The organism is Labrys sp. E2SS-1L (assembly GCF_057073705.1).
Genome location: NZ_CP172712.1, coordinates 5,464,492 through 5,485,327 on the forward strand (window position 1 = coordinate 5,464,492; position 20,836 = coordinate 5,485,327).

The window sequence follows — 20,836 nt, forward strand, 5'->3', positions numbered from 1 at the left end:
TAAAATGTCACCTTGAGGATCAAAAATGCCTAAGCGCACTGGGAACAAAGAAAGACTATATGTGATCGGCGATCGGGGGGTCGGCATTTGCATTGTAAAAATCAAGCCGTTGCGGGTGGTCCAAATCTCGGATGAGGAGATACAGAGATACGGCAAGGCTACTGGCGGCGACGGATACGCCAAAGTGGGTGCACTTTTGTGGCACCTCATTGCTGATCACAATGCCGCCGAAGGGCGAGGGCGTCTGCTTGATAGGGATAAAATTGCTGGTATCGAGTCGCTTATTGAAACGGGTGCGGATATCAGCGAGGTAGAATTTGTGTTCAAAGCGAATATTTCTACAAACTCTTTACAAGCTAACAAAGGACACAATCAGCAAATAAAATCGGCGCTGTGTCACCTTATTAATGGCGCTAAAGGCGAGGAAAGTACTTTGTTTGATGCCATCCTCAATGATGGTGGCAGCGATGATAACAAATGCTGAGCCCGATGATCGCTATCACTTTTGACAGCGATCGTGTCTTATTGAAGGGGCGCCGGTAAGTTCTGATGGGAGTCCGGCCGTTGCAAGCAATCTTACTGCGATGAATTCTGTTTCGCCGGACTTTCCCCCACTCGCCCCCTTTGGCATCTCGCGCGTCGGGGATCTTACTGACCTCGACATTATTGGCATTCCCGTCTGGTTCGCCGCGCGGCCGAATTCTCGTTGCCTGGCAGTCAGCCAGGGCAAAGGGCTCAACCACGAGAGGGCCCGGCTAACGGCTATCATGGAGGCCATCGAAGGGGCGGTTGCCGAGCAGACCCGCCCCCTGATTGCAGAGTTCGGAACGCCGGCTGGACTGGCGAAGCGGAAGCTTCTTGCCGTGCCGCTGCGGTCCTTGGTGCGATGTCATTTCTCTGAATTCGATCCGCGTCGCCCCCGCGCCTGGGTACGTGGGGTTTGGCATGGAACGAATAGGGCCGTTTACGCACCTTACGAACTCGTGGGGTTGGATATGCGGGATGACTTCCCGTGGGATTACGCTGCCTTCCACGTAAGCTCTGACGGTCTGGGCGCAGGGTTCGATTACGCCTCAGCCGCCCTCTCTGCGCTACTCGAATTGATCGAACGAGACGGTACGACACTCTCTGACGGGCTCGGTCATTTAAAAGGGCTTTCTCGCCCGTTGATATGGCAGCCTGGCGTCCATCTGGGTTTGGATGAAGCGGTCACAAAGGTACGCAACGCAGGTTTGGAGCCGCATTTTTTCAACAAGACCAGCAAAATCGGCGTCCCCATCGTCAGCGCGATGATCGTACGGCCGGTGTGGGACAAGGATGGGGCTGGTATTAGGTTTTCAGGCGGTGATGCCTGTCGGCTCGACTTTGCGGAAGCGACGCTAGCAGCCCTCCTCGAGGCCGTGCAATCGCGCCTGACGAACATTTCCGGTTCTCGCGATGATCTGGACATCTCGCAATACGAGAATTTGGATCTGGCCTTGCCGTCCAGGCCCGATCACGGAGAAACGCTAGGGCAATTGGCGGCCCGAAATACGCTTCCTACAAATCTCTCGCCTTCGGAAGCGCTTAACTTCCTGGCCTGTCAGTTGGCAAAAGCCGGATATCGTGACGTTTTTTTCTTCGACCTGCCATGTCCGATCGAAGGCGTGCATGTGGTCCGCGCATTGGCACCCGGACTTAAGACATTCGTGGAAGGCGGCGTGGCTCCCCTCAGCTTGGAAGACATCATTGGGCCGATATCTTGACGATTGCATCTGAGTCGTTGCCGCCATATCGCCCGTGCCAAGGCCCACGAGCCAAGATAACCACCACCTTGCTCGACAACCTACTCACCATTGCGAGATCATCGAGATCGAAAACGACTCCTGGCAATTCAAAACCGTGGGCTTGGCGGCGTGGACGACACGCCCCTCCGCACTACTGTAATTCCGAATGATATATTATTAAGTTAGGATTCAGACAGGCAGCCTGGATTGTTTCATATTTTAATGGAGACATTCCACACTCTATCGAATTCTTCCTTGGATATTTCCTGAAAATCTATCGAACCTTTCCAGCATGTTAAAAATGGATGCTCCATATACATAAATCTTTCATCTTTCCAAGAATCTCTAGTTGACCAATAGAAATTATTTTCTATATGGACGACATGTCGTAGGATCAAATCTCCATCAACTTCAGGAGAATCGATAGATTCTGCATAAAATTCACCATCCTCTCCTTCGGCAGAATGATAAAACCATTTGTGGTATACCAGATTATACTTCATGGATGAGATCTCGTTATATCAATTCGCAATGGCGTTTCGGTTGGTATTACCAATATACCTGACCTAGGTACGCCAGATGGAGTGAGAGCTTGATAAACTCCCAGATTTGAGGCGTCGATTTCAACGAACCCCTTCAACTTATCGGGGGGTATAAACAGCTTCGATGTAGCTTGCCCCGCAGAAATTTTTCCGCTTTGTATTTGCTGTTGGGTGAGCGCGCGCTTGGTCGCTGCCTCCACAACTATGTTTTCTGGCGGGATGTCCGTAACATAAACACCATCGCCGTGACGCGCGCGATCAAACCCTTTCGACGGATTTATAGACCCGCTTTGCTTAATGCCTTCTATATTCTCTGGAGTTGAGTAATGATAGAGCCTAAGCTTGTCTCCGGTATACGGCGTGAGGGGCCATCTAGCAGCCAAGCCAAGGGGATCAATAGAAAAAATAGGATTTGATACATATCCTTGTGTTCTATCTCCTCCTTCTAATCTAATCGGATCGGGGCTTAAATATTGCCCCGCCAGTGAATCATAGTGTCGATTGCGATTGTAATATAGACCCGTTTCCTGATCCTGCCACTGACCTTGGAAACGCAACGGGCAATGCTGAACCTGCGGCGCATCATGAGTAACCGGCTTAAGCACGAAAGTTCCGCGGGCATCGCGGTAGGCAACGCTACTTGCTTCACCTTCTCCAGCCGGCAGAACGGTCCCGACACGATCGTCATTCGCGACCTTGATGCCGCGTACAACACCCCAGGTCGTGAAGCTAACTGCCCAGAGCGCCCTGCCGCTCTCGTCCACCATCTCCCTCGGCGTGCCAAGATGATCGGTGACGATGTAAAGCAACGCGCCAGGATCCCCCTTTCGATTTCCCTCCGGCGTCTTTGAACGTTGCGACGCCTCCTGTTTGGCGAGCGGGCGGAACGTGCCCGGCTCGTAATGCCAGCGCGTCGTCAGGTGCCAATCGATGGCACCGTCAAGCCGCAACGGCGCCTCCTCGGCGAGGACATCGCCATCCCAGCTATAAGCGACACCGACGACCGGCGGCTTCTCCTCACCATCATCCGACTGCCCCAGCAGTCCGCCCCGGCGCTCAGAAGGCGGCGGCAACAGGCTGCTGGCATAGTCCGGCGTTACGCGACTGGCGGCAATCAGGTCCGGGTAGCGGCCTGCATGGCTTCTTGCCTCGGCCTGGGTGAGTTCCCGCACCTTCCACACCCGCCGCCCGAACGGATCGTAGCCGTAGCGCCAGATATCGCCCTCTGGCGTAATGCATTTCACCAGCCGGTCATGCCCATCCCACGCATAGCGCCAGACCTTGGAACGGAAGCCGTTGCGCTCGACCTTGCGCTCGGTCACCCGCCCGCAGGCGTCATGGCTCAGGGCCAGCCTTTCCCCGCGCGGGCCACGGGCGATCTTGACCACACCGCCCGGCGTGTTGCTCCAGGCCGTCAGCTTGCCAAGCGCCTCGCCGAAGCCGTGCAGCTTGCCGGCGCCGGCCGCCGCCGTGCCGACGAGATTGCGTGCCGCGTCATATTCGAAACGCTCGCGCAGTTCGTCGCCGGTGCCCTCGCCTGCCTTGGTCGCCGCCACCTGGCCATTGGCGTCGTATTCGTAGCTTGTCTCGCCCCACAGCCCATCGAGGATGGCGAGCGGCGAGTTGGCGCGGTCCCAGCGATAGCGGCGCTCGATCCCCGGGTCACGCCCAGGGATTGGGCTTGCGCTTCGGGAGAAAGCCTCGCCGAACGCCGCCTGGCGTAGGTGCTCAGCCGGATCACTACCACCGGTCTGCTCGATCAACTGGCCTACCGCGTCGTGCCGGCTGGTGAGCTGGAAGCCGGCAGGGCTCGATCGCCGTGTCTCCCGCCCCAGCGCGTCATGCTGAAAGGACAGCGGCGCGTGGCCGTCGATGGTCAGGCTTTCGATCAGACCCAGCGGATCATGGCTGTAGGCAACCAGGCTTTCGCCTGGGTTGGTGGCCTTGGGCGTGGAGAGCCGACGCTCGGTCCGCCGGCCCACCGCGTCGAGCTTCACCTCGACCCGGCGCCCGTTCACTGTCTCGGCGACGATGGCGCCATTCTTGTCTCGCTCATACTCGACCAGGGAGGCGCCATTCTCGGCCTTGATCACTAGGCCGCGCCCGTCATACCAGAAGCGCGTCACATCTTGGGGAGCGTCTTCGGGCTTGGCTTTCGGCGCGAAGGTTTCGATGCGCGTGATCCTGTCGGTCTTGTCGTAGCCATAGACCAACCGTCCGCCATCGGCCTTGATGGTTTCGATCACCCGCCCGCCGGCATCCCGGGTGTAGCGCGTCACCCGCCCGTCGAAATCCTCCTCCTCGATCACCCGGCCCGCGACGTCGCGGTTGAGGGCATAGACCCGCCCCATCGCGTTGGTCACGGCGATGAGGCGTCCCTCACTGTCATAGCCGAAAGAGAGTTCGCCGCCCTTGGGATCGGTGATCGCCTCCAGCACCTCGAAGGCTCCGAAGCGATAATGCCATTGTCGCCCCTCGCCATCGCTCACCGAAGCGAGCGAGCCCTCGGCATCGAAGCGCCGGCCGATGCTCACCCCATCCGGCCGCGTCAGCCGTGTCGGCGTGGCAAAGCCGCCGGCGCCGGCTTCGTAGTCGAGCTTGGTGACGCCGCCGAGCGCGTCCACCCGTTCCACCATCCGCCCGAAGGCGTCATAACCAAAGCGCGTCAGCCCGCCCTTGGCGTCGCGGATCTGCGCGAGGCGGCCGTATTCGTCATAGGTGCGAGTTTCCTCAGTTCCATCGGCAAAGATCGTTTTGGTGAGGCGCCCGCGTTCGTCGCGCTCGAAGCGGGTCTCGTGCTTCTCGGCATCGCGCGCTACCACCACATTGCCGAAGCGGTCATTCTCGAATTTGCGCACGCCGCCGGCGCCGTCGATGATGGTGTCGACATTCCCGTTTGGCCCCCAGCCATAGACGGTGCTGCGTCCCTCGGCGTCAGTGAACTCGCGCACATTGCCGTATTGGTCGTATTTGGTACTGGCAGCATGACCGTGGGCATCCGTGGTGGAGACGCGCATACCCGCTCGATTATAGCGATGTCTGACTGCCCCGCCCAAGGCGTCGATCTCAGCCGTGACGTTCTGGTGCTCGTCGTACTGAAAACGCTGAGCCCGCTCTTCCTGGCCGGCTGGTAGATAGGTGGTCTCGCCTTTTTCTCGATCATAGCGGAAGCGATCGTCGTTCCAGATGCCGTTGGTGGCGGTGTGAACGACGCGCCCCTCCGAGTCATATTGGAAAATCGTTTCGCTGCGGCGCGTCAGATTGTGCCAGCGCTTGAGCAACGGCTTGGTCTCGGACCAATAGTAACGCACTGACATGCCGAAGGCACAGTCCGCCGAAAGCATGCGCCCGCGCTGATCATAGGCATAGCGCGCCAGCTCCAGTTCCGAGCGATCGGCGCCGATCAGTGTAATCGAAACGCGGCGCCCCTCTCCATCATTGTCGAACAGCAGGGACAGGCCGTCGCTGGCCTCGATCTTCTCCAGTACACCCGTTTCCGAGCGGGTAAAAATGAGCGCGTTTCCGTTGAGATCCTCAATCTTTTCAAGGCGATAGAAGCGATCATCATATTGTGTAAAATGCTTGACGATGCGCCTGTCTTTTAATGTGAGCTGGCCAAGCCAGGGCGCTTTCAGCTCCAGATGCGGATAGCTGCCATTGATGGAGGGCAGAAAGTTGAACGGGCGCTCGAAGGCGACGACTTTACCGTCGGCTTGATGAAACTCCAGCATTCCCCGTTGAGGATTGGTGAAAAACTCGTCGAAGGCGGATATCTGGCAGACACCGAGCGGATTGCGCCAGCGCGTCGGCATCGGCAGCTTGAGGCCCATATAGCGCGAGCCGTCGAGCGCTAAGGCTGCACCGGGAATCAAGAAATCGCGCCAAGTTTCCAAGTACTCGCCATTAGCGACGGAGACTGGTTCGCCGGCAGCGGTGCGGGCAGCGGAACCTTCTGCCGTTGTCACCGCTTTTCTCTCAGCGGAGGAGGCAAGAGAAGCTTCGGGCCCAAGATATCTGGCAAAGATATATATTATACCAGCTCTAATTATTTCATCGCGAAGAGGTTTGTAATTTCCTTTCTTAGTTTCATCAATTAAATTTTTTTTATGCCTTATATCATCCATATAGGATTGGAAGCCATATCTGCTATTTCTTTCTTCAAAAAGATTTTTAAGCTCACCATCGCCACCATCATAACTATTTGGTTCATAATCAGCCCAATTATCGTTGTCTTTTAATTTATACGAAGTTCCAATATCCGAATAATTGTCGTCTTTTCGTAATTGATCGTTTCTTTGTTCTATTTGTTTATCTAACTCATTTATCCGCTGGGCATTTTTATTGTACACATTATCGAGGTCGTGGGTAATCAGATCGAGCACCCCCGGCGCCGTGGAATCTGTACAAACCTCGCCTTTCGCATTCTTGTTCGTGTCGCAGGTTTTACTTGTTCCCGGAATTGCTGCTGCCGTGCTCTTTGCAGTCTGCGCAGCTGCGTTCGCTTGAGCTCCAAGGTCGCTAATCGGTGGGGCTTTGTGTTGCGGCGAAGGCGCACTTGGAGCCGGTTCACCCATTTCACTCGTTCCCCTTGCCACCTTTGGAGGTATCACCGCGTGCCTTCTGTGCCTCCCGCGGACCAATCTCCGGTCCGTTGATCCAGGCCGGATCGCGATGACTGACGCTAGCAAAGCCTTCCGAGTAGAGGAAGTTCGCGGCCGTATCGACATGAGCCGGACCAAGGTATCCCGGTTTGTGTACCCCCTTGTCGATACCCGGTTCGTGGCCCGTGGATGTTGCGCAGCGCGAATTCAGCTGGAAATCATAGTCGCCGTTGTTGCGCACCGAGGTCGAAACTCGTACCGCCGTATCCATGAAGGCGATCGAGCTGTAGGCGACTTTGACCCTGGTATTGCCCCGCGGCGTCCAGCACACATCCGGGCCCTTTGAGACGATAGTGTGCGCGTGCGTCTTGCGCGCCGAAACCTTGGCCTCGCTCATGCTACTGACCTTTGCTTGGCGCCTATTTGCTGAATTTGGTCCCGCGTCGTCTTTGAGTCGGCGTTGCGGCGTCGATGAATGATGCGAATGTGTTCGTACGTGTCCGGCTCGAAATTCGCGCGCCAAGTCAAGAAAACGTGGCGCCTGTGTCGTTTGTCCGATGCGACGTCGAGAAAGACGGTATCCAATACCATTTCCCGCCGGTCGTAGCCGCCATTTGCCTTGATGAAATCCAGATCGATCCCATCACCCGGCAAATCAAAGACCGTCGTCGGTTCATTCGCGATCAAATTGACAAGGGTGACACGTTCGTCACCACGCAAATAGTTGCCGCAAATCAAGTCGGGATGCGCCGAATTATTATAGGCGAACTGATAGTCCGGCGGCCAATTGGGCCAGATGTTCTTGTCCCACTCGTCGTCATAGGTGCCGCCGAGAGGCAGACGCGGTTCCCAGGCTGGTGGGATCGGACCCAGGCTTTGTGGAGTATAGCTTTTGTAGGGATCGCTGATTGGATCGCCCACCGCCTCGATTTGTGGTGCGGGATGAGAAGTTGTGGGATCGCTCCATTCCTCGTCGAGCGCGCCGCGCCCAAGCGGGTTGTGCGGGTCGAAATCAAGAATGGATTCTCCGTTCTCCTGCTCCCCGATCGGCTTGGGACCGCCATAGGCATATTCGTAGTGAAGCGGCAGATGCGAAATCGGTTCGGGCTCCGACAACTGCCAACCTTCGAACCAGCGCCGGTGTTTGTGCCATTCTTGGGTTTCGCGTTCCGACAGCTGCTTCTTCCATCGGGGCACCCATTGGCGCGGACCGGTGGCGCGCAGGCTCTTTTCGACAACGGCACTGCCGTCGCGAGCTTCGACGCGCAGACCGCAAGTCCATGAGGAGGTCGGTTCGCCGCGCGGCGCCCAGGTGGTGGCATTGACGATGATGTCCGTGCTTGGCTTGTTGGGTACCAGATCCGAGGGGTGCCGCAGCGAGGTAACGTTGACGACGCCATGGCATAGATCGGTAAACACCAAAGCGGCCTGCTCCTCGGCCAGCAGCAGCCGTCCGGAAGGGGCGAACTCATACGTCCCCTTGACGATGACGACACCGAACTCCTTTCCCGTATTATCGGACGAGTAATACCGAAAATTTGGGAAAGGCGCATGATTGATCAATCGAGGCACAATCAAGATCCTCCAGACAGATTTCTTAACCAATGCTTGGAGGATTGTTGTCGATCATATCGGAGATAAGCTGGATATGAGCATCCGCAAGGCCATATAGCTTGACGCCTTGCAGGATGATATCGCCGTTGCTTCTCATCACCAGGAGAGCCTTGGGCGGTGTCGGTTTGCCTTCTGTGTCGACACTAGCACCGACTCCGATGACGAATTCCTCGCCCACATCGACATGGTAGGCATTACCGACCTTCTGCTTGAACACCTGCCCGACATTCGACACCTTCGCCGTACCGATATGCTCCGAACTGGCCACCCCTACATTCTTGACCTGCATCCGCCCGATGGTCTGGCTGAGCACGCCGCCTCCCAGCAATCCGCCCAGCGTACCGAGCGCCGATGTCCCAGCCGCGGCCATCGGAGCGCCGCCGGCCTGGAACAGGGCCTGGGGGGCGACATTGGCGGCGGCCTTCAGGCCCTGGTCGAAGAGGCCGGAGGCGACGCCGAGGACGTTGTTCATCAGGGAACCGGCAATGCCCCCCGCAATGCCGCCCTGCCCGCCGGCATCAGCCGGCGGCACGAAGGGCGGGGTGGAGAGGATGCCGCCATCGCTGGCACCGCCGCTTCCTCCCGCCGCCGGACTGCCGGAGCCGGATCCGCCGCCGAGACCGCCAAGAGCGGCCTGCGTCACCGCCGAGGCCGCAGCGCCGGCTGTCTTACTGGCGGCACTGCCAGGCTGGCTCGCGGCGGCCTGCGCCGCGATCGCCATGGCCTGCTGCAGCATGCCCGCGCTCTGGCCCATCAGGCCGGCGAGCGGCGCCAGCAGAGCGGCTGCGCCCATGCCGGTGGTGGCGCCCACCACCTGGTTGAGGCCGCCGCCAACCTGATGATTCATATTGGCACCCACGGTGAGCTGGTGCTGCTGGCCATAGGAATGCAGGGCGCTGGCATCCACCGTGTGGATCTGGTTGTTGAGCACCTTCGAGGTCATGTCCTTCTGGGCATGCAGGTGGAAATTCTCCTGGCCCGGCGCGTCCTCGAAGGAGAATTCGTTGAACTTGGTCGGGTCCTTGGATTTGTAGGTGTTGGAACGGAAGATGCTCTTGGTCTTGTGCTCGGGCAGTTGGTAGGGCACCTGCTGGCTGGCATTGGGCACCAGCGCGGTGATGATCGGCCGATCGGGATCGCCGCCGAGATAGGAAACGATCGCTTCCATACCCACGCGCGGGATGATCTGGCCGCCCCAATTGCCGCCGCCCCAGTTCTGTGCCACTCGGCACCAGCAGGTGTCGGTGCCGTCCTTCTTGGCGCGGCGGTCCCAGGGGAACCACACTTTCACCCGTCCGTACTTGTCAGTGTGGATCTCCTCGCCCGGCGGGCCGGCGATGATGGCGATGTCAGTGCCGTCGATGCGCGGGCGCTGCGTCGAGCGGTGGGGCGTCGCCGGCACCCGGCTCGGCAAGGCGATGAAGCGGTTGGAATACTCCGGCTCGCCCTCATTCGTCTCGTAGGAGCGGTCGCGGGCCGTATGGATGATCTGGAAGGTGATATGCTCCTCGTAGCTGTTGCCGGGATTGGCAACGTCATAGGGCTTGAAGCGCTGACCGGGCGCAAGAGTACGAATGGTGGAGGCGCCCTCGATGCGCTCGTAATCGGCTTCGGCCGCCTGCATCCTCAGCTTGGACTGGCGCTCCACCCGGTCATTGGCGATGCCCTCGGAGGCGCTGTCGGAGCCATAGCCGCCGACCATCGGGTATTCATAGAGCTCATAGGCCTCGTTGCCTGGCAGCGAGATGAGGCTGGGCGTCTGGCCAGCCGGTGTGGTCGAGGGTGTGAGGAAGTTCCAGTCCCCCGCCGAGCGCTTGCCGGGAATATAGTGGAAGCTGCGCTCCAGCTTGGTGAGATGATTTCTGTCCGTAGAGCCGAGGGCATAGCGCACATCGGGCTCAGAACCGGCGATATAGCCAGAGCCATGCGAGGCAATATGCATGACATGCCTGGCGGATACAGAACCGGCCTCGCCGCCGGTGTGGACAAACCAGTAAAAAAGCCCATCCTCTTCCAGGCGTCGGACCAGATAGGCCAGATCCGTCTCGTTATATTGCACCGAATAATGCTGGGGCTTGGGTTCGGGGATGACGCCGGAGGTCACCGGCGCCTGCAGCTTGTGCTCGGAGAGCAGTGTGCGGGCGACGTCCAGCGAGGTCTTGTCCTGCCAGATCCGGCAGTCCGAACGCTGGCTCAGCAACCAATGCTGGGGACGCAGTTCGAGGGTGTAAGCGCGCAGCCCTCTCGTGACCGCCGGGCCTTCGCCCAGGCGCACCACCAGCCCATTCCAGGTGCGCCGCTCGCCCTGGCCCAGTTCGAGAGACACGTCGACGAGCTTGCCGACGATTTCGTCCGGCTTGATGTCGGTCTTCTTGGACCGCACGGCGATGGTGAGGGTGAACAGGTCGTTGATGGCCTCGCGCATTTCCATGTGCTCGGGCAGAAGCACATCGGCACCGAGCGGCGTTTCGATGCGCAGGATTCGGCCTGCCTGAATGTAGCCGGCACTCGCCGCGTCCAATAGTTCCATGGCCTCATTCCTGCCGTTCTTGCCGAACTAACCTTACGTCATTAAACGTATCGTGACGACGTCCAAGATCAACTGCAAAATCGTACCGCAAATGACATGCTCTTATTCTCACAATCATACTAGTACAGTTTACGTTTCGGTGAAGTTATGAGCGATATCATCTCCCGCACTTAGCTCGAACCAAGAGCACGACGCTGTTTCGTGGGGTTCATTCCTGGTCCGAACGCCGTACCACACCGCGGCCTTTACTCTAGACAAGCCAGCATGTCAGTCTTGCATCCCATACGTATGTTACAGCCGCTTTCGCCGGCTCGCCCCGGCGATGACACTGTTCCCGATGGAGTCGAGACATATGGCCTCTATCGCGAACAGAAGACGGGTACCTTCGTGGTGATGATGACGCGGCAAGGGCGCACAGTGCTGCGTCGGTTCGCCGACGCGGTCTATGGTTCGAGCGAAGCGGCGCGGGCGCAGGCCCGGGCCTATCGGGATGCCGTAATCGCGGTTCTGCCGCCGGCGACCAATCTGGAACGCAGCGTGCGGCTGCACAAGAACAACACCAGCGGCATGGCGGGGGTGGCACGTGTGCGCATGGGCCATGGCGGGTTTGCCTGGCGTGCCACGCTGGAGCTGAAGCACGGCACCCGGCGCAAAAGTTTCTCGGTGAACAAATATGGCGAGGAACGAGCCCGGGATCTGGCGATGGCTGAGCGTGAAACCTGGCTGGCGCAATACCCGGTGGTCTTCCTGACACAGGATGACTATGGCAGGGCTCAGGCGCAGCGCAGTTTCGCCGACCGCTTGACGCGCCTTGCTGAGGCACCGGTGGAGGAGAACCCATGCATGCAGGATGCGGAGAAAGTCGAGGCGCGGCTGGCGGCGATCGAGGCGCATTTCGATGCCATGCGTCCCAGGCGCCTCCGGGTCAGCGTGTTACCTCACGGCTATCACTATCTCGCCCTGCTGGTGAGTGATGGCGGCTTACAAGGCGTCGCAGGCCGCGCCAGACGTGGCCACAAAGTGCTGCGCGGCAGTGCGAGCTTTCGTAGCCGAGACTTAAGCGAGGCACTGACGGATGTCACCTCCAGGATCGAAGCGATGATTGCCCGGCTCTATGATCAGGATGTCGCGAGATGGTTCATGGCCTGCCATGCCGGGCCGTTGCGTGATCCGGCACGCTTTGAGGCAGAGGGGGGCTTGCGGGTGCTGGCCGTACTGCCCGACTCCACCCAGTATTGTCGATCCGCCTATCCTTCCAAAGGCAAAGCAGTACCTGGCGACTAATTTCGCCCCCGGACAGTCAAGTGGTTGGTCCAAGCCTCAGGTGCACCGAAGCAAATGCGCTTGGCAGGCTATTCATTCAGCGGATGAACGTTTCTTCAAGCGCACACCGACACCGCCTCCATTTTCAGGAATGAACTCGATGCCGGCATGCTCGAGTGTTTTTTGGAGAAGGTATCGAGTTCCCGTTTGAGGAACGGAGCGGTCGTTTTCAAAATTGCGAATGGTAACGGCACTCGCGCCAGAGCGGGCAGCGAGTTCCTCTTGTGTCCATTTCAACAGCGCCCGTGCGGCGCGACACTGCGCAGAATCCATTCCGCAAACTGGTAATAACTCTCGAAAATCGCAAGCTTTTTCGGAAAGCGTTGACAATAGCTTTCCGAAAACAGACAATCCTTTCGTTTTTAGAAAGCGGCCGCATCAAGTGGGCGAACACTCGATACGGCCTGACCACAACCAAGCTGCAAGGAGCTCGGATCATGGCTGATTCCGACCATAGCACGACTTTGTCTTTCGTCACCCGACGGCGCTTGCTGATGGGCACGGCGGTAACCACACTGGCCTGGCCATTTCAGGGCAAAGGGCCGGCTGCAGAAACGTTAGCTAACTGCGATAACGCCGATCCAGCGCTACTGGCATGGCAGCAATGGAAAACTGCAGCGCTCAGGACCGAAGCGCTTTGCCACAAGCAGCAGCGGCTCGAGACGAAGCTGGTCCGAGAAATCGGCTTCCCCCGGACCACACTTCGCCTGCCGGGGAGCAGCGAGGCACTGGAATTCTTCTCGCCGGAAGACATCGAGGCCGTTTGTGGCTCAGCCCCTGAGATGGCTGACCTGTGTACGAAGGCCAAGTCGGAGTTAGCCGAGCATCAGGCGCGCTGGGACGTGGTCGATGAACGGATAGGCTATTCGGCTACCAAGCAGGCGGAGGTGGAAGCGGGCGAGCGGGAACAAGAACTCGTCGAAGCGTTGACCGCCACACCAGCCACCTCACTCGCCGGCATCGCGGGCAAGCTCGATATGATCTTCCACGAGGGCAGAATCTGGGAAGACGACACCGAGTTTCCCCAGCCGCAGATCCGCTCAGCGCTCCGCGACCTGATCTGTATCGCTCAGACCATCGAACCGAATGTCTTCATACCTGGCAGCGACCGGGAGACTTCTCGTGCTCGCCGACCTGCTTCTGGCGCATAGCCTCCCGAAGTGCCTTCGCCTTCATCAGAACTCATCGCTCTCGCCCTTGGGCTGCCCGACCCTGGATCCGTGGTCCAACGGCCGATCGCGGATCCATGCCGCCCCGCTTCCCCGATGCTCCTCCGGACCTCGGGGTGGGCGCCTCCGCCTCCCCCGGCGGATAGTGAGCCGACACAAGCCCAATTCTCGCGGAGCGCAGAGCACAGCCTAGGGCCTCGGGAGGGGAATGTCGCGTTGCTACAACCAAAACGCGACTTGAGTCTCGTTGCCAGCTCATCCAGATTGTTGAGCGAGAGTGTTCCCCGAACTGTCGAGACCGGTATGAACATCTGGCTCTTCGCCGCGGGCTTCTGCCTTATGTTTGTCAGCGGCATCAGCCTTAAGCTCAGTGTGATCGGGACCATTACCCGCACTCTGCAAAAGCTGCTCATCGGGGCCCTGTTCGGCTGGTTTCTGCGCAAGACGGGAACGGATCACCCAGCCACTCGGAAGGCTGCAAGTCTATTCGGCTATGATGTTTCAGGGGCAGAAGGCAGCACCGAGCATTTGAACAAACTACAGCTCAAGTCCCGCGACGAAATCATCGGCTACACCGGCCTGGCGGGTGCCGCCGGCGGCTTCGCCCTGTGCTGCTACGCCATACTCGGCTACTGACGGTGGACCGAGTAGCAGGTTAATCCCCTGTCAGACCCCATCGAACTCGCCTTTGGGACGCCATGAGACAGGATTGGCAATCCAGCGATTGAGTTCGGATTCATGCTAGCCCGCGCCATTGACACTGATCCTGACCTGGCGCCGGAAAGTGCCCTCGGCGATCTTGCGGTAGATCGTGGAGCGGGATAGCCCGGCCCGGGCAAGGACAGTTTTCACGCGGATGATACGATCTGGGTCGCGCATGGCTGCACTGCCTCGTGTTGGCTATTTCCAGGGCAGCGAGGCCAAGCCGCCGTGGATGCGCAAGGGGAACATCGTGCCATTGTATTATGGAGGGGAGACGGCGGTCATTAGGATGGGCCGGCCCAAAGCTGCAACGCGGTCGCCTTGGCAAACGATAGCTGTCGCTATGATTGAGATCCGTTGTTGCAAGAGTCGGCAGCAGAAGTGATGCTTTAATCGGGAGTTTTGCGAACATTTGTGCCATTTTTCCGGGGTTCGAACGTCAGCAAGGTACCCTATCAGAGTGCCCCTCCCGCTGCTGACTTCGACATCGCTAGCTTGACAGATAATGAGCCCTTGGAGCTTACTCTGCCTCGGGTAGATACAGCCTGCTGCTTGCGCCTCTTCCGGGGTATGGTGAAATGTATCAGGCCGACCAAGGCTTCCTTTGCCCGACGAACGGGTCAGTAACGCAAGCATCTGACATTCGCCGTTCGTCTATGCAGAGGAATATTTTATGCGCGATTTCCGCGACGCCAAAGCTATGGCGCGTACGCTACGTGACCTTCTCACAGCCAAATCCATCTCCGTTACGCACAGTGAGAGTCTGGAACTGATTGCCAAGATTTTGGGCTTTCAGGACTGGAATGTCCTGTCCGCAGAGATCGAGGCTTCCATCGTCCAATCAAACAAGACCTCGCCCAAAGAGCTTCCATCTAGCGAACCGCGCCGGGAAATCACCGTGGATGCTGCAATTCTCGATGGATATGTTGGATTCTACCAACTCGGCAACCGGCTCACCTATACGGTTACACGTGATGGAGGCCATCTTCTCACACGAATAACGGGGCAAGATGACGTTCCGTTCTATGCTCAGAGCAATACTGAGTTCTTTGCCAAAGTCGTCGATGCACAGGTCAAGTTCATCGTCGACGAAAGCGGGCACGCTTTGTCTCTCGTTCAGAGCCAGGGCGGCAGCGATTACCCTATGAAGCGAGTTGACGCTGCAACTGCGCAGAGGCTTGAGGCGGATGTGGCCGAAAAGATGAGAAGCCAGTCGGCCACCCCAGGAACCGAGGAAGCGCTCCTTCGACTTATCGAAGGCCTCACAAGCGGAAAGCCTAACTATCATGAAATGGGCCCTGACTTGGCCGAAGCGACCCGTCAGCAATTGTCTCATCTCCATCCTGGCCACGAACAACTAGGCGCTGTCGAAACTGTGAGATTCCTCGGTGTCGATAGCGAGGGCAAAGACGTCTATACCGTGCGACATGCAAATGGTGCTTCACATTGGCGGATTGCGCTCGATTCAAAGGGCCTAATCGACACGGCCTGGGTCACCCCAGGGCCTTGAGAGGACCCACGCGAATAGCGTCGCGCAAGTCCTAAGCTCCGCAACACTTTGTTCAGCCGGGCGGACCTTGATTGACGAGCGTAGAAGCCCGGGCGCTCGGCATGCTATGTTAGGTACATGAGGACAAAGCAGCCCAAGCGCCACCGCTACGCCAACCAACTGGCGAAGGCGGCCCTGATCGTGCTGGCGGCGACGGTCTCGCCATCGCCAGCCTTCGCCTATTCGGCGGACTGGCCGGACACCGTCGTGCTTCATCTCGCCAGGACCGAAATTGGACTCGAGCGATGCCCGGAACTGGCACCCGACTGGGCGCGCGCTGAGATGCCGAAGTCAACGGGGCTCAGCGCTAGCGAGATCGCGCTGCGCGTCGCGGCCGCCCTGCCGGCGGAGCGCAAAAAGCTCGCGAGGGCTACCGGTCCGCGGCTCTGCGCATTCATTTATTCGTACTATGGCCCGGACGGCGAGACGCCGCATTTCGTCAAGCGGCGCTGAATTTCAAACTGACCCACTACCAAAGTCGGCGATTCATGAGATGCACAACTCCTGAGTTTCGCGACACGCGATCGATCCGCTGAAATCTAAGCTGTTTTCGTGTTGCAAAAGTCGACCGCAAAAGTATTGTTTTGCGAACGATTTATGCGACGGATTTGCCCATGCTGATCGGCTATGCCCGCGTCTCGACCGACGACCAGGATCTAAGCCAGCAACGCGCCACTCTGGCGGCGGCCGGGTGCAACAAGATCTACGAGGAGAAGATCTCCGGAGCGAAACGCGATCGGCCCGAGCTGGCGCGCATGATCGATCATCTGCGCGAGAGCGACGTGGTGATGATCACCAGACTCGATCGCCTGGCGCGATCGACCAAAAACCTCCTCGACATTGCCGAGCAACTCAATGAGCGGAAAGCCGGGCTACGTTCTCTTGCTGAGCCGTGGGCAGATACGACGTCGCCGGCAGGACGCATGGTGCTGACGGTGTTCGCCGGCATCGCCGAATTCGAGCGCGCCCTCATCCATCAGCGCACCAGCGCCGGCCGATCGGCAGCGCGGTCCAAGGGCGTGCGGTTCGGCCGGCCGCCGGCGCTCAAGGGTGAGCAGATTGCCTTGGGCCAAAAGCTCCTCGATGAGGGGCAATCTGCCCGCCAGGTCGCTAGTGTGCTAGGCGTGCATCCAGCGACAATTTATAGAGGTTTGCGCAGTTCCATCCGATCGTCAGCATAGAGCGCCAGTGTATTCCAGCACGAAGTCGGCGAGTGAGGCTCTCTAGAGTGTACTAACCACTTCGCAATCACCGATAAGGTATGATGATCTTAGGAACCAGGCTTGGCTAAATTGGCGAATGAATCCAAAAAATTTGATGTAGGCATAGATTAGAAGAAAATGACCAAAGATAAACGCCTAATTTTACATATAGACGCCTATTCGCCGGAAACTATTCCGATGGCGAAGCTAGCGGAGTATATGGGAGATTTTGCGGCGTTGCTTGGCAAAGATAATGCAGTGCATTTTGGAGGCCTCACCAAGGGTAGCACGCAGCTTGCCGCCATCGTCGAATATGAAGACGTGCCAAAGGTCGAGAGCCGCCTAGGGGATCTCCGCAGGGGAAATGCAGCCAAGGATGTCGTGAAAGTGTTTGAGGCGATCGACAATCGCCTAGCGAACGACAACGCAACTGGTCGCATCTATGTCGAGGGCGTGGAGCGTTCGGCCGAGCTGCTAGCCTTTCCCGGCCGTGATCGACCTAAAGCCCTTACCTATGGCCCGTTCAACCAGGAAGGCCATCTCGAGGGCATTCTGATTTCGGTCGGCGGCAAGGATCAAACCGTCAGCATCCGCCTGCAGAACGGGGATGTGACCTACAGCAACTGCGAAACCAACCGGGCTATTGCCCGCGATTTGGGCAAGCATCTGTTCGAGCCAATCCGCATCCACGGCACGGGCCGTTGGACGCGCGAGGCGGACGGAGTCTGGACCCTGTTGCGGTTCAGAATTCACCGCTTCGAGGTGCTGAAGCAGGACAGCCTGCGTAACATCGTGGGAGCACTTCGCGGCGTGAAAGGCAGTGGCTGGAAAGACTTCGATGATCCGCTGACGGAGCTTGCCGATATGCGTCGCGACGAGGATGAGTTGCACTAAATGATCGTCCTCGATGCCTCGATCCTCCTGTTCTTCCTTGATGAGAACACTCCGTCTTCCGTTCCGAGGGCCGTGGAGCGTGTCGAGCACCTGATCGATACGCTGTCCGAAGTGAACGAAACGATCATCATTCCGACCCCGGCATTGAGCGAGTGCCTGGTCGGAGCCGGCCCGGCTGGCCCCGACTACCTGGCGATCATCCACCGGCAAGCTGGTTTTCGCGTCGTGCCGTTCGATGAACGCGCTGCTATCGAGGCTGCGGCCAGGGTCTACGACGCAAGACGGCGCGGCCAGCGCAGGGGGGGCAATCCTGAGGCGACTAAAGCCAAGATCAAATTCGACCGCATGATCGTCGCTGTCGCGTCGGTCGAGCGCGCGTCGGTCGTCTATTCGGACGATGAGGACGTGTGCAACTACGCGCGCGAAGCCGGCATGGAGGCCTACCGACTAGCCGAGCTTCCATTGCCACCAGAGGACCCTCAGGCATCCATGCAGTTCGAGGCGCCCGACGAAGGGTAGCCGGGGTATAGGCTGCAAGCATCAAAACTCAGGGGTTTCGCATTTCTGCCAATAAGGTGAGCGCGTTGCTCTCTAGGCGGAAGAAAACCTTTTCGTTCTGCGCAAGGGCTCCCAAAGCCGAGTAGAGGCTGAGCAATCTAGGGTTATCACGATCGGCGGTCCAATCGACCCGTTTATGCCCCCGCTCGACTGCAACGCGTGCAACCGTTTGAATCAGGCACTTCCCTACACCGTTCCCCCGAGCCGCAGCGGTGACGAAGAGCTCCTTCATGAACAAACCGGACTTCAGACCAGGACCGGGATAAATCGCGGAGAATGCGGCAAAGCCAATAATCTTGTCTGTTTCGGCCACAATAATCTCTACGCCTGCCGGAAGCGCGGACAGATCGCTTTCGATGGCGCCACGTGGTGGACAGGCAACACCATAGTAGTCCTGCATCTCCTCCAACAAAGTTGTCAACGCGATCTTGTCTGACGTCAAAAAGGGGCGAATATTCGGCACGGGCATGGACTCCTAATTCGATCGCAACGAACTCGATGATCCCCGCTTTCGCGGGAATCTTGCAAGCCAGCTTTGATGCCGCTGTGAAAATCAGGAATTCCGCGCCACTTGCGATGATATGAGTGAGGTAGCCAGCGATTTCAAATGCTCGGTCTCCAGCTCGGTTAATATGGTCCAATCGCCTTTGGCCTTGATCCCCAATATTCGCACGCACTCCCGGCGAGCATGTTCCATTTCAACATCATGATAGTGATTGACCATAATTCGTTCCCACGACCGCCTATCGTGACGGGACCTAACGGCGTGCTCAATGAAGATTGCCAGTTCTTTTCGGCTCACTGGGATCATGGTGATTTGCTCGCGTTCCGAGATTCTCGCCTCAAAATTTAGGAGTTGCGCGGCATGCTACAGTCCTGGAGGGTCTAGAAAGTTGACGTTTGCCTATTGTACCGTGGCATTATTTTCAAATTAGGCGCAACGCAACCAAGATGATCGAGCTTCCGATCCTTACGAATGACGCTGACTTCGCGAAATGGCGATCGGACCCAAATTGCTGGTTGCCGATGGCGCGTCAGATTGCCTTGTCGGAGAACATCTCGCCAAGCGTTCTTTCGTCCTTCGCAACTGGAACCAATCTCGTCATCGATCTCGACGGCAGATCAGTCCTGAAACTCTTCCCACCGATCTACCGGCAACAGTTCGTTAGCGAGCGCGCGACCCTTCGTCAGTTGGCTGGCAGGCTGTCCGTTCCCATTCCCTGCATTCTTGCCGAAGGAGCGCACGACGGTTGGTCCTGGCTCGTCATGACCAAGTTGGAAGGCGTAGTCGGATCGGAAGCCTGGCCATGCCTACCTGAAAAAGAGAAGGAACAAATCCTCAAAGAGATTGGCCGGACGATCGCCGAGGTGCAGTCGACACCCTTGGGAGAACTCGCAGCGATCAAGCCAACATGGCCTGATTTTATTGCACAACAGCTCACGGATTGTATCGAACGACATCGTCGGCAAGGTCTGCCCTCCCGGCTTCTGTCAGACCTCCCCGAGCTTCTGTCGGACGCATCGTCGATTGTTCCGCTGGATGTATCACCTGTTATCCTCACCGGAGAGTGGATTCCGGAGAATTTTCTTCTGTCAGAGAACGACGGCAGATGGAGGCTCGCAGCGGTGATAGACTTCGGTGACGTCATGATTGGATGGCGAGAATACGACCTCCTCGGCCCCAGTGCCTTCATGTGCGCAGGGCTCTCCGGCCGTGTCGAACATTTGTTCGAAGGTTACGGCTTGGCTCCCAGCGATTGCGACCGCGGCATGCGGCGTCGCCTGCTCACGCTGATGCTTCTCCATCGGGCGAGCGATCTACGCAATATCGATATCGATGGCTGGGAAGATCGCGTTGAAAGCCTGCTCGACCTAGAAGATATCGTGTGGCCTTCGCCAAGATTAGAATGAAAGGCTCGCAATATGCGCGCGCCGCGCCCAGCCGGAGGCGCTTTCTGACACGAAAATCAGGATATTTTCGACAGCCGCTTAGTTAGATGGGTCGGTTGAAATCTCGACAACAGCATTGGGAAGAAAGCGCACTTCTGCCCATGTCCAGCAGTCACTCCACTGAGTGGCGACAACATTTCCACAGATACAAGCCCGATTTGGGCCATCCGAACCACTTGATCCACAGCAGCCGCTATCTTTGCCACAAGATAGAAGCGAGGCTTCAATAACGGTCTCGGGATGAACGGCTATTGCCCCTTCCGGCGAAAATATATGCGTGCCGATCTGTTGGCTGCCGCGATATATGGGCGAGGACCGTTCCTTCATCTGGATCAATAGATCACGTGGTACAGGCGATTGCCCGTCCCCCACAGATTCGTCTCTTTGGTCCAAACCACCCCAATTGCGTGGGTGGGTAAGATATCTGCCGCAAACT

General features: G+C 58.0%; 18 protein-coding genes and 1 pseudogene. 11 read left to right on the forward strand and 8 right to left on the reverse strand.

Annotated features, from left to right (window positions below):
- Nucleotides 1-25 precede the first annotated feature (25 nt).
- A complete protein-coding gene (locus ACIGJE_RS25500; RefSeq protein ID WP_483678977.1) occupies nt 26-484 on the forward strand; it encodes a hypothetical protein in 459 nt (152 codons plus the stop codon).
- 100 nt (nt 485-584) lie between these two features.
- Nucleotides 585-1,745: a YcaO-like family protein gene (locus tag ACIGJE_RS25505; protein WP_483678978.1), complete on the forward strand. Its 1,161-nt coding sequence runs from the start codon at nt 585-587 to the stop codon at nt 1,743-1,745.
- Nucleotides 1,746-1,978: 233 nt separating this feature from the next.
- Here the strand turns inward: ACIGJE_RS25505 and ACIGJE_RS25510 are convergent, their stop codons facing one another.
- From ACIGJE_RS25510 to tssI, 5 genes are read right to left on the reverse strand one after another with little or no spacing between them, the layout of a single operon-like run.
- Complete coding sequence (locus ACIGJE_RS25510) at nt 1,979-2,269, reverse strand: hypothetical protein (protein ID WP_483678979.1); 291 nt, start codon at nt 2,267-2,269, stop codon at nt 1,979-1,981.
- A complete protein-coding gene (locus tag ACIGJE_RS25515; protein WP_483678980.1) occupies nt 2,266-6,882 on the reverse strand; it encodes an RHS repeat-associated core domain-containing protein in 4,617 nt (1,538 codons plus the stop codon). The genes ACIGJE_RS25510 and ACIGJE_RS25515 overlap by 4 nt, the downstream gene beginning before the upstream one ends.
- 1 nt (nt 6,883) lies before the next feature.
- The gene (locus ACIGJE_RS25520) at nt 6,884-7,306 is read right to left on the reverse strand and encodes a PAAR-like domain-containing protein (RefSeq protein ID WP_483678981.1); all 423 of its coding nucleotides are present in this window, start codon (nt 7,304-7,306) and stop codon (nt 6,884-6,886) included.
- Nucleotides 7,303-8,481, reverse strand: coding sequence for a DUF2169 family type VI secretion system accessory protein (locus ACIGJE_RS25525; protein ID WP_483678982.1), 1,179 nt, complete (start codon nt 8,479-8,481; stop codon nt 7,303-7,305). The genes ACIGJE_RS25520 and ACIGJE_RS25525 overlap by 4 nt, the downstream gene beginning before the upstream one ends.
- 25 nt (nt 8,482-8,506) lie before the next feature.
- The gene (gene tssI / locus ACIGJE_RS25530; RefSeq protein ID WP_483678983.1) at nt 8,507-11,053 is read right to left on the reverse strand and encodes a type VI secretion system tip protein TssI/VgrG; all 2,547 of its coding nucleotides are present in this window, start codon (nt 11,051-11,053) and stop codon (nt 8,507-8,509) included.
- A gap of 288 nt (nt 11,054-11,341) precedes the next feature.
- Between tssI and ACIGJE_RS25535 the strand changes: the two genes are divergently transcribed.
- Nucleotides 11,342-12,337, forward strand: coding sequence for a hypothetical protein (locus ACIGJE_RS25535; protein ID WP_483678985.1), 996 nt, complete (start codon nt 11,342-11,344; stop codon nt 12,335-12,337).
- Between the two features lie 72 nt (nt 12,338-12,409).
- On the opposite strand, the gene ACIGJE_RS25540 is transcribed toward ACIGJE_RS25535, so the two are convergent.
- Nucleotides 12,410-12,706: a helix-turn-helix domain-containing protein gene (locus ACIGJE_RS25540; protein WP_311943041.1), complete on the reverse strand. Its 297-nt coding sequence runs from the start codon at nt 12,704-12,706 to the stop codon at nt 12,410-12,412.
- 107 nt (nt 12,707-12,813) lie between these two features.
- Between ACIGJE_RS25540 and ACIGJE_RS25545 the strand changes: the two genes are divergently transcribed.
- Nucleotides 12,814-13,527 carry a hypothetical protein gene (locus tag ACIGJE_RS25545; RefSeq protein ID WP_483678987.1) on the forward strand — a complete coding sequence of 238 codons (714 nt, stop codon included), beginning with the start codon at nt 12,814-12,816 and terminating at the stop codon, nt 13,525-13,527.
- A gap of 321 nt (nt 13,528-13,848) precedes the next feature.
- Nucleotides 13,849-14,181, forward strand: a complete 333-nt coding sequence (locus ACIGJE_RS25550; RefSeq protein ID WP_483678989.1) for a hypothetical protein — start codon at nt 13,849-13,851, stop codon at nt 14,179-14,181.
- A 30-nt stretch (nt 14,182-14,211) separates the two neighbouring features.
- Here ACIGJE_RS25550 and ACIGJE_RS25555 read toward each other — a convergent pair.
- Nucleotides 14,212-14,424: pseudogene (locus tag ACIGJE_RS25555) on the reverse strand (helix-turn-helix transcriptional regulator).
- A gap of 496 nt (nt 14,425-14,920) precedes the next feature.
- Here ACIGJE_RS25555 and ACIGJE_RS25560 point away from each other — a divergent pair.
- From ACIGJE_RS25560 to ACIGJE_RS25580, 5 genes are all read left to right on the forward strand, one after another.
- Nucleotides 14,921-15,757, forward strand: a complete 837-nt coding sequence (locus ACIGJE_RS25560) for a glyoxalase superfamily protein (RefSeq protein ID WP_483678990.1) — start codon at nt 14,921-14,923, stop codon at nt 15,755-15,757.
- A gap of 117 nt (nt 15,758-15,874) precedes the next feature.
- Nucleotides 15,875-16,249, forward strand: a complete 375-nt coding sequence (locus ACIGJE_RS25565) for a hypothetical protein (protein ID WP_483678992.1) — start codon at nt 15,875-15,877, stop codon at nt 16,247-16,249.
- A gap of 161 nt (nt 16,250-16,410) precedes the next feature.
- Nucleotides 16,411-16,977 (forward strand): recombinase family protein, encoded by a 567-nt coding sequence (locus ACIGJE_RS25570; protein WP_483678994.1) that lies wholly within the window; start codon nt 16,411-16,413, stop codon nt 16,975-16,977.
- Nucleotides 16,978-17,136: 159 nt separating this feature from the next.
- Nucleotides 17,137-17,892, forward strand: a complete 756-nt coding sequence (locus tag ACIGJE_RS25575) for a hypothetical protein (protein ID WP_483678996.1) — start codon at nt 17,137-17,139, stop codon at nt 17,890-17,892.
- Entirely contained in the window at nt 17,893-18,411 is a 519-nt protein-coding gene (locus ACIGJE_RS25580; RefSeq protein WP_483678998.1) for a PIN domain-containing protein, read from the forward strand.
- 28 nt (nt 18,412-18,439) lie between these two features.
- Here ACIGJE_RS25580 and ACIGJE_RS25585 read toward each other — a convergent pair whose 3' ends face one another.
- Entirely contained in the window at nt 18,440-18,919 is a 480-nt protein-coding gene (locus ACIGJE_RS25585; protein ID WP_483679000.1) for an N-acetyltransferase family protein, read from the reverse strand.
- A gap of 482 nt (nt 18,920-19,401) precedes the next feature.
- Here ACIGJE_RS25585 and ACIGJE_RS25590 point away from each other — a divergent pair, with 482 nt between their 5' ends.
- Nucleotides 19,402-20,361 (forward strand): aminoglycoside phosphotransferase family protein, encoded by a 960-nt coding sequence (locus tag ACIGJE_RS25590; RefSeq protein WP_483679002.1) that lies wholly within the window; start codon nt 19,402-19,404, stop codon nt 20,359-20,361.
- The last annotated feature ends 475 nt before the right edge of the window (nt 20,362-20,836 follow it).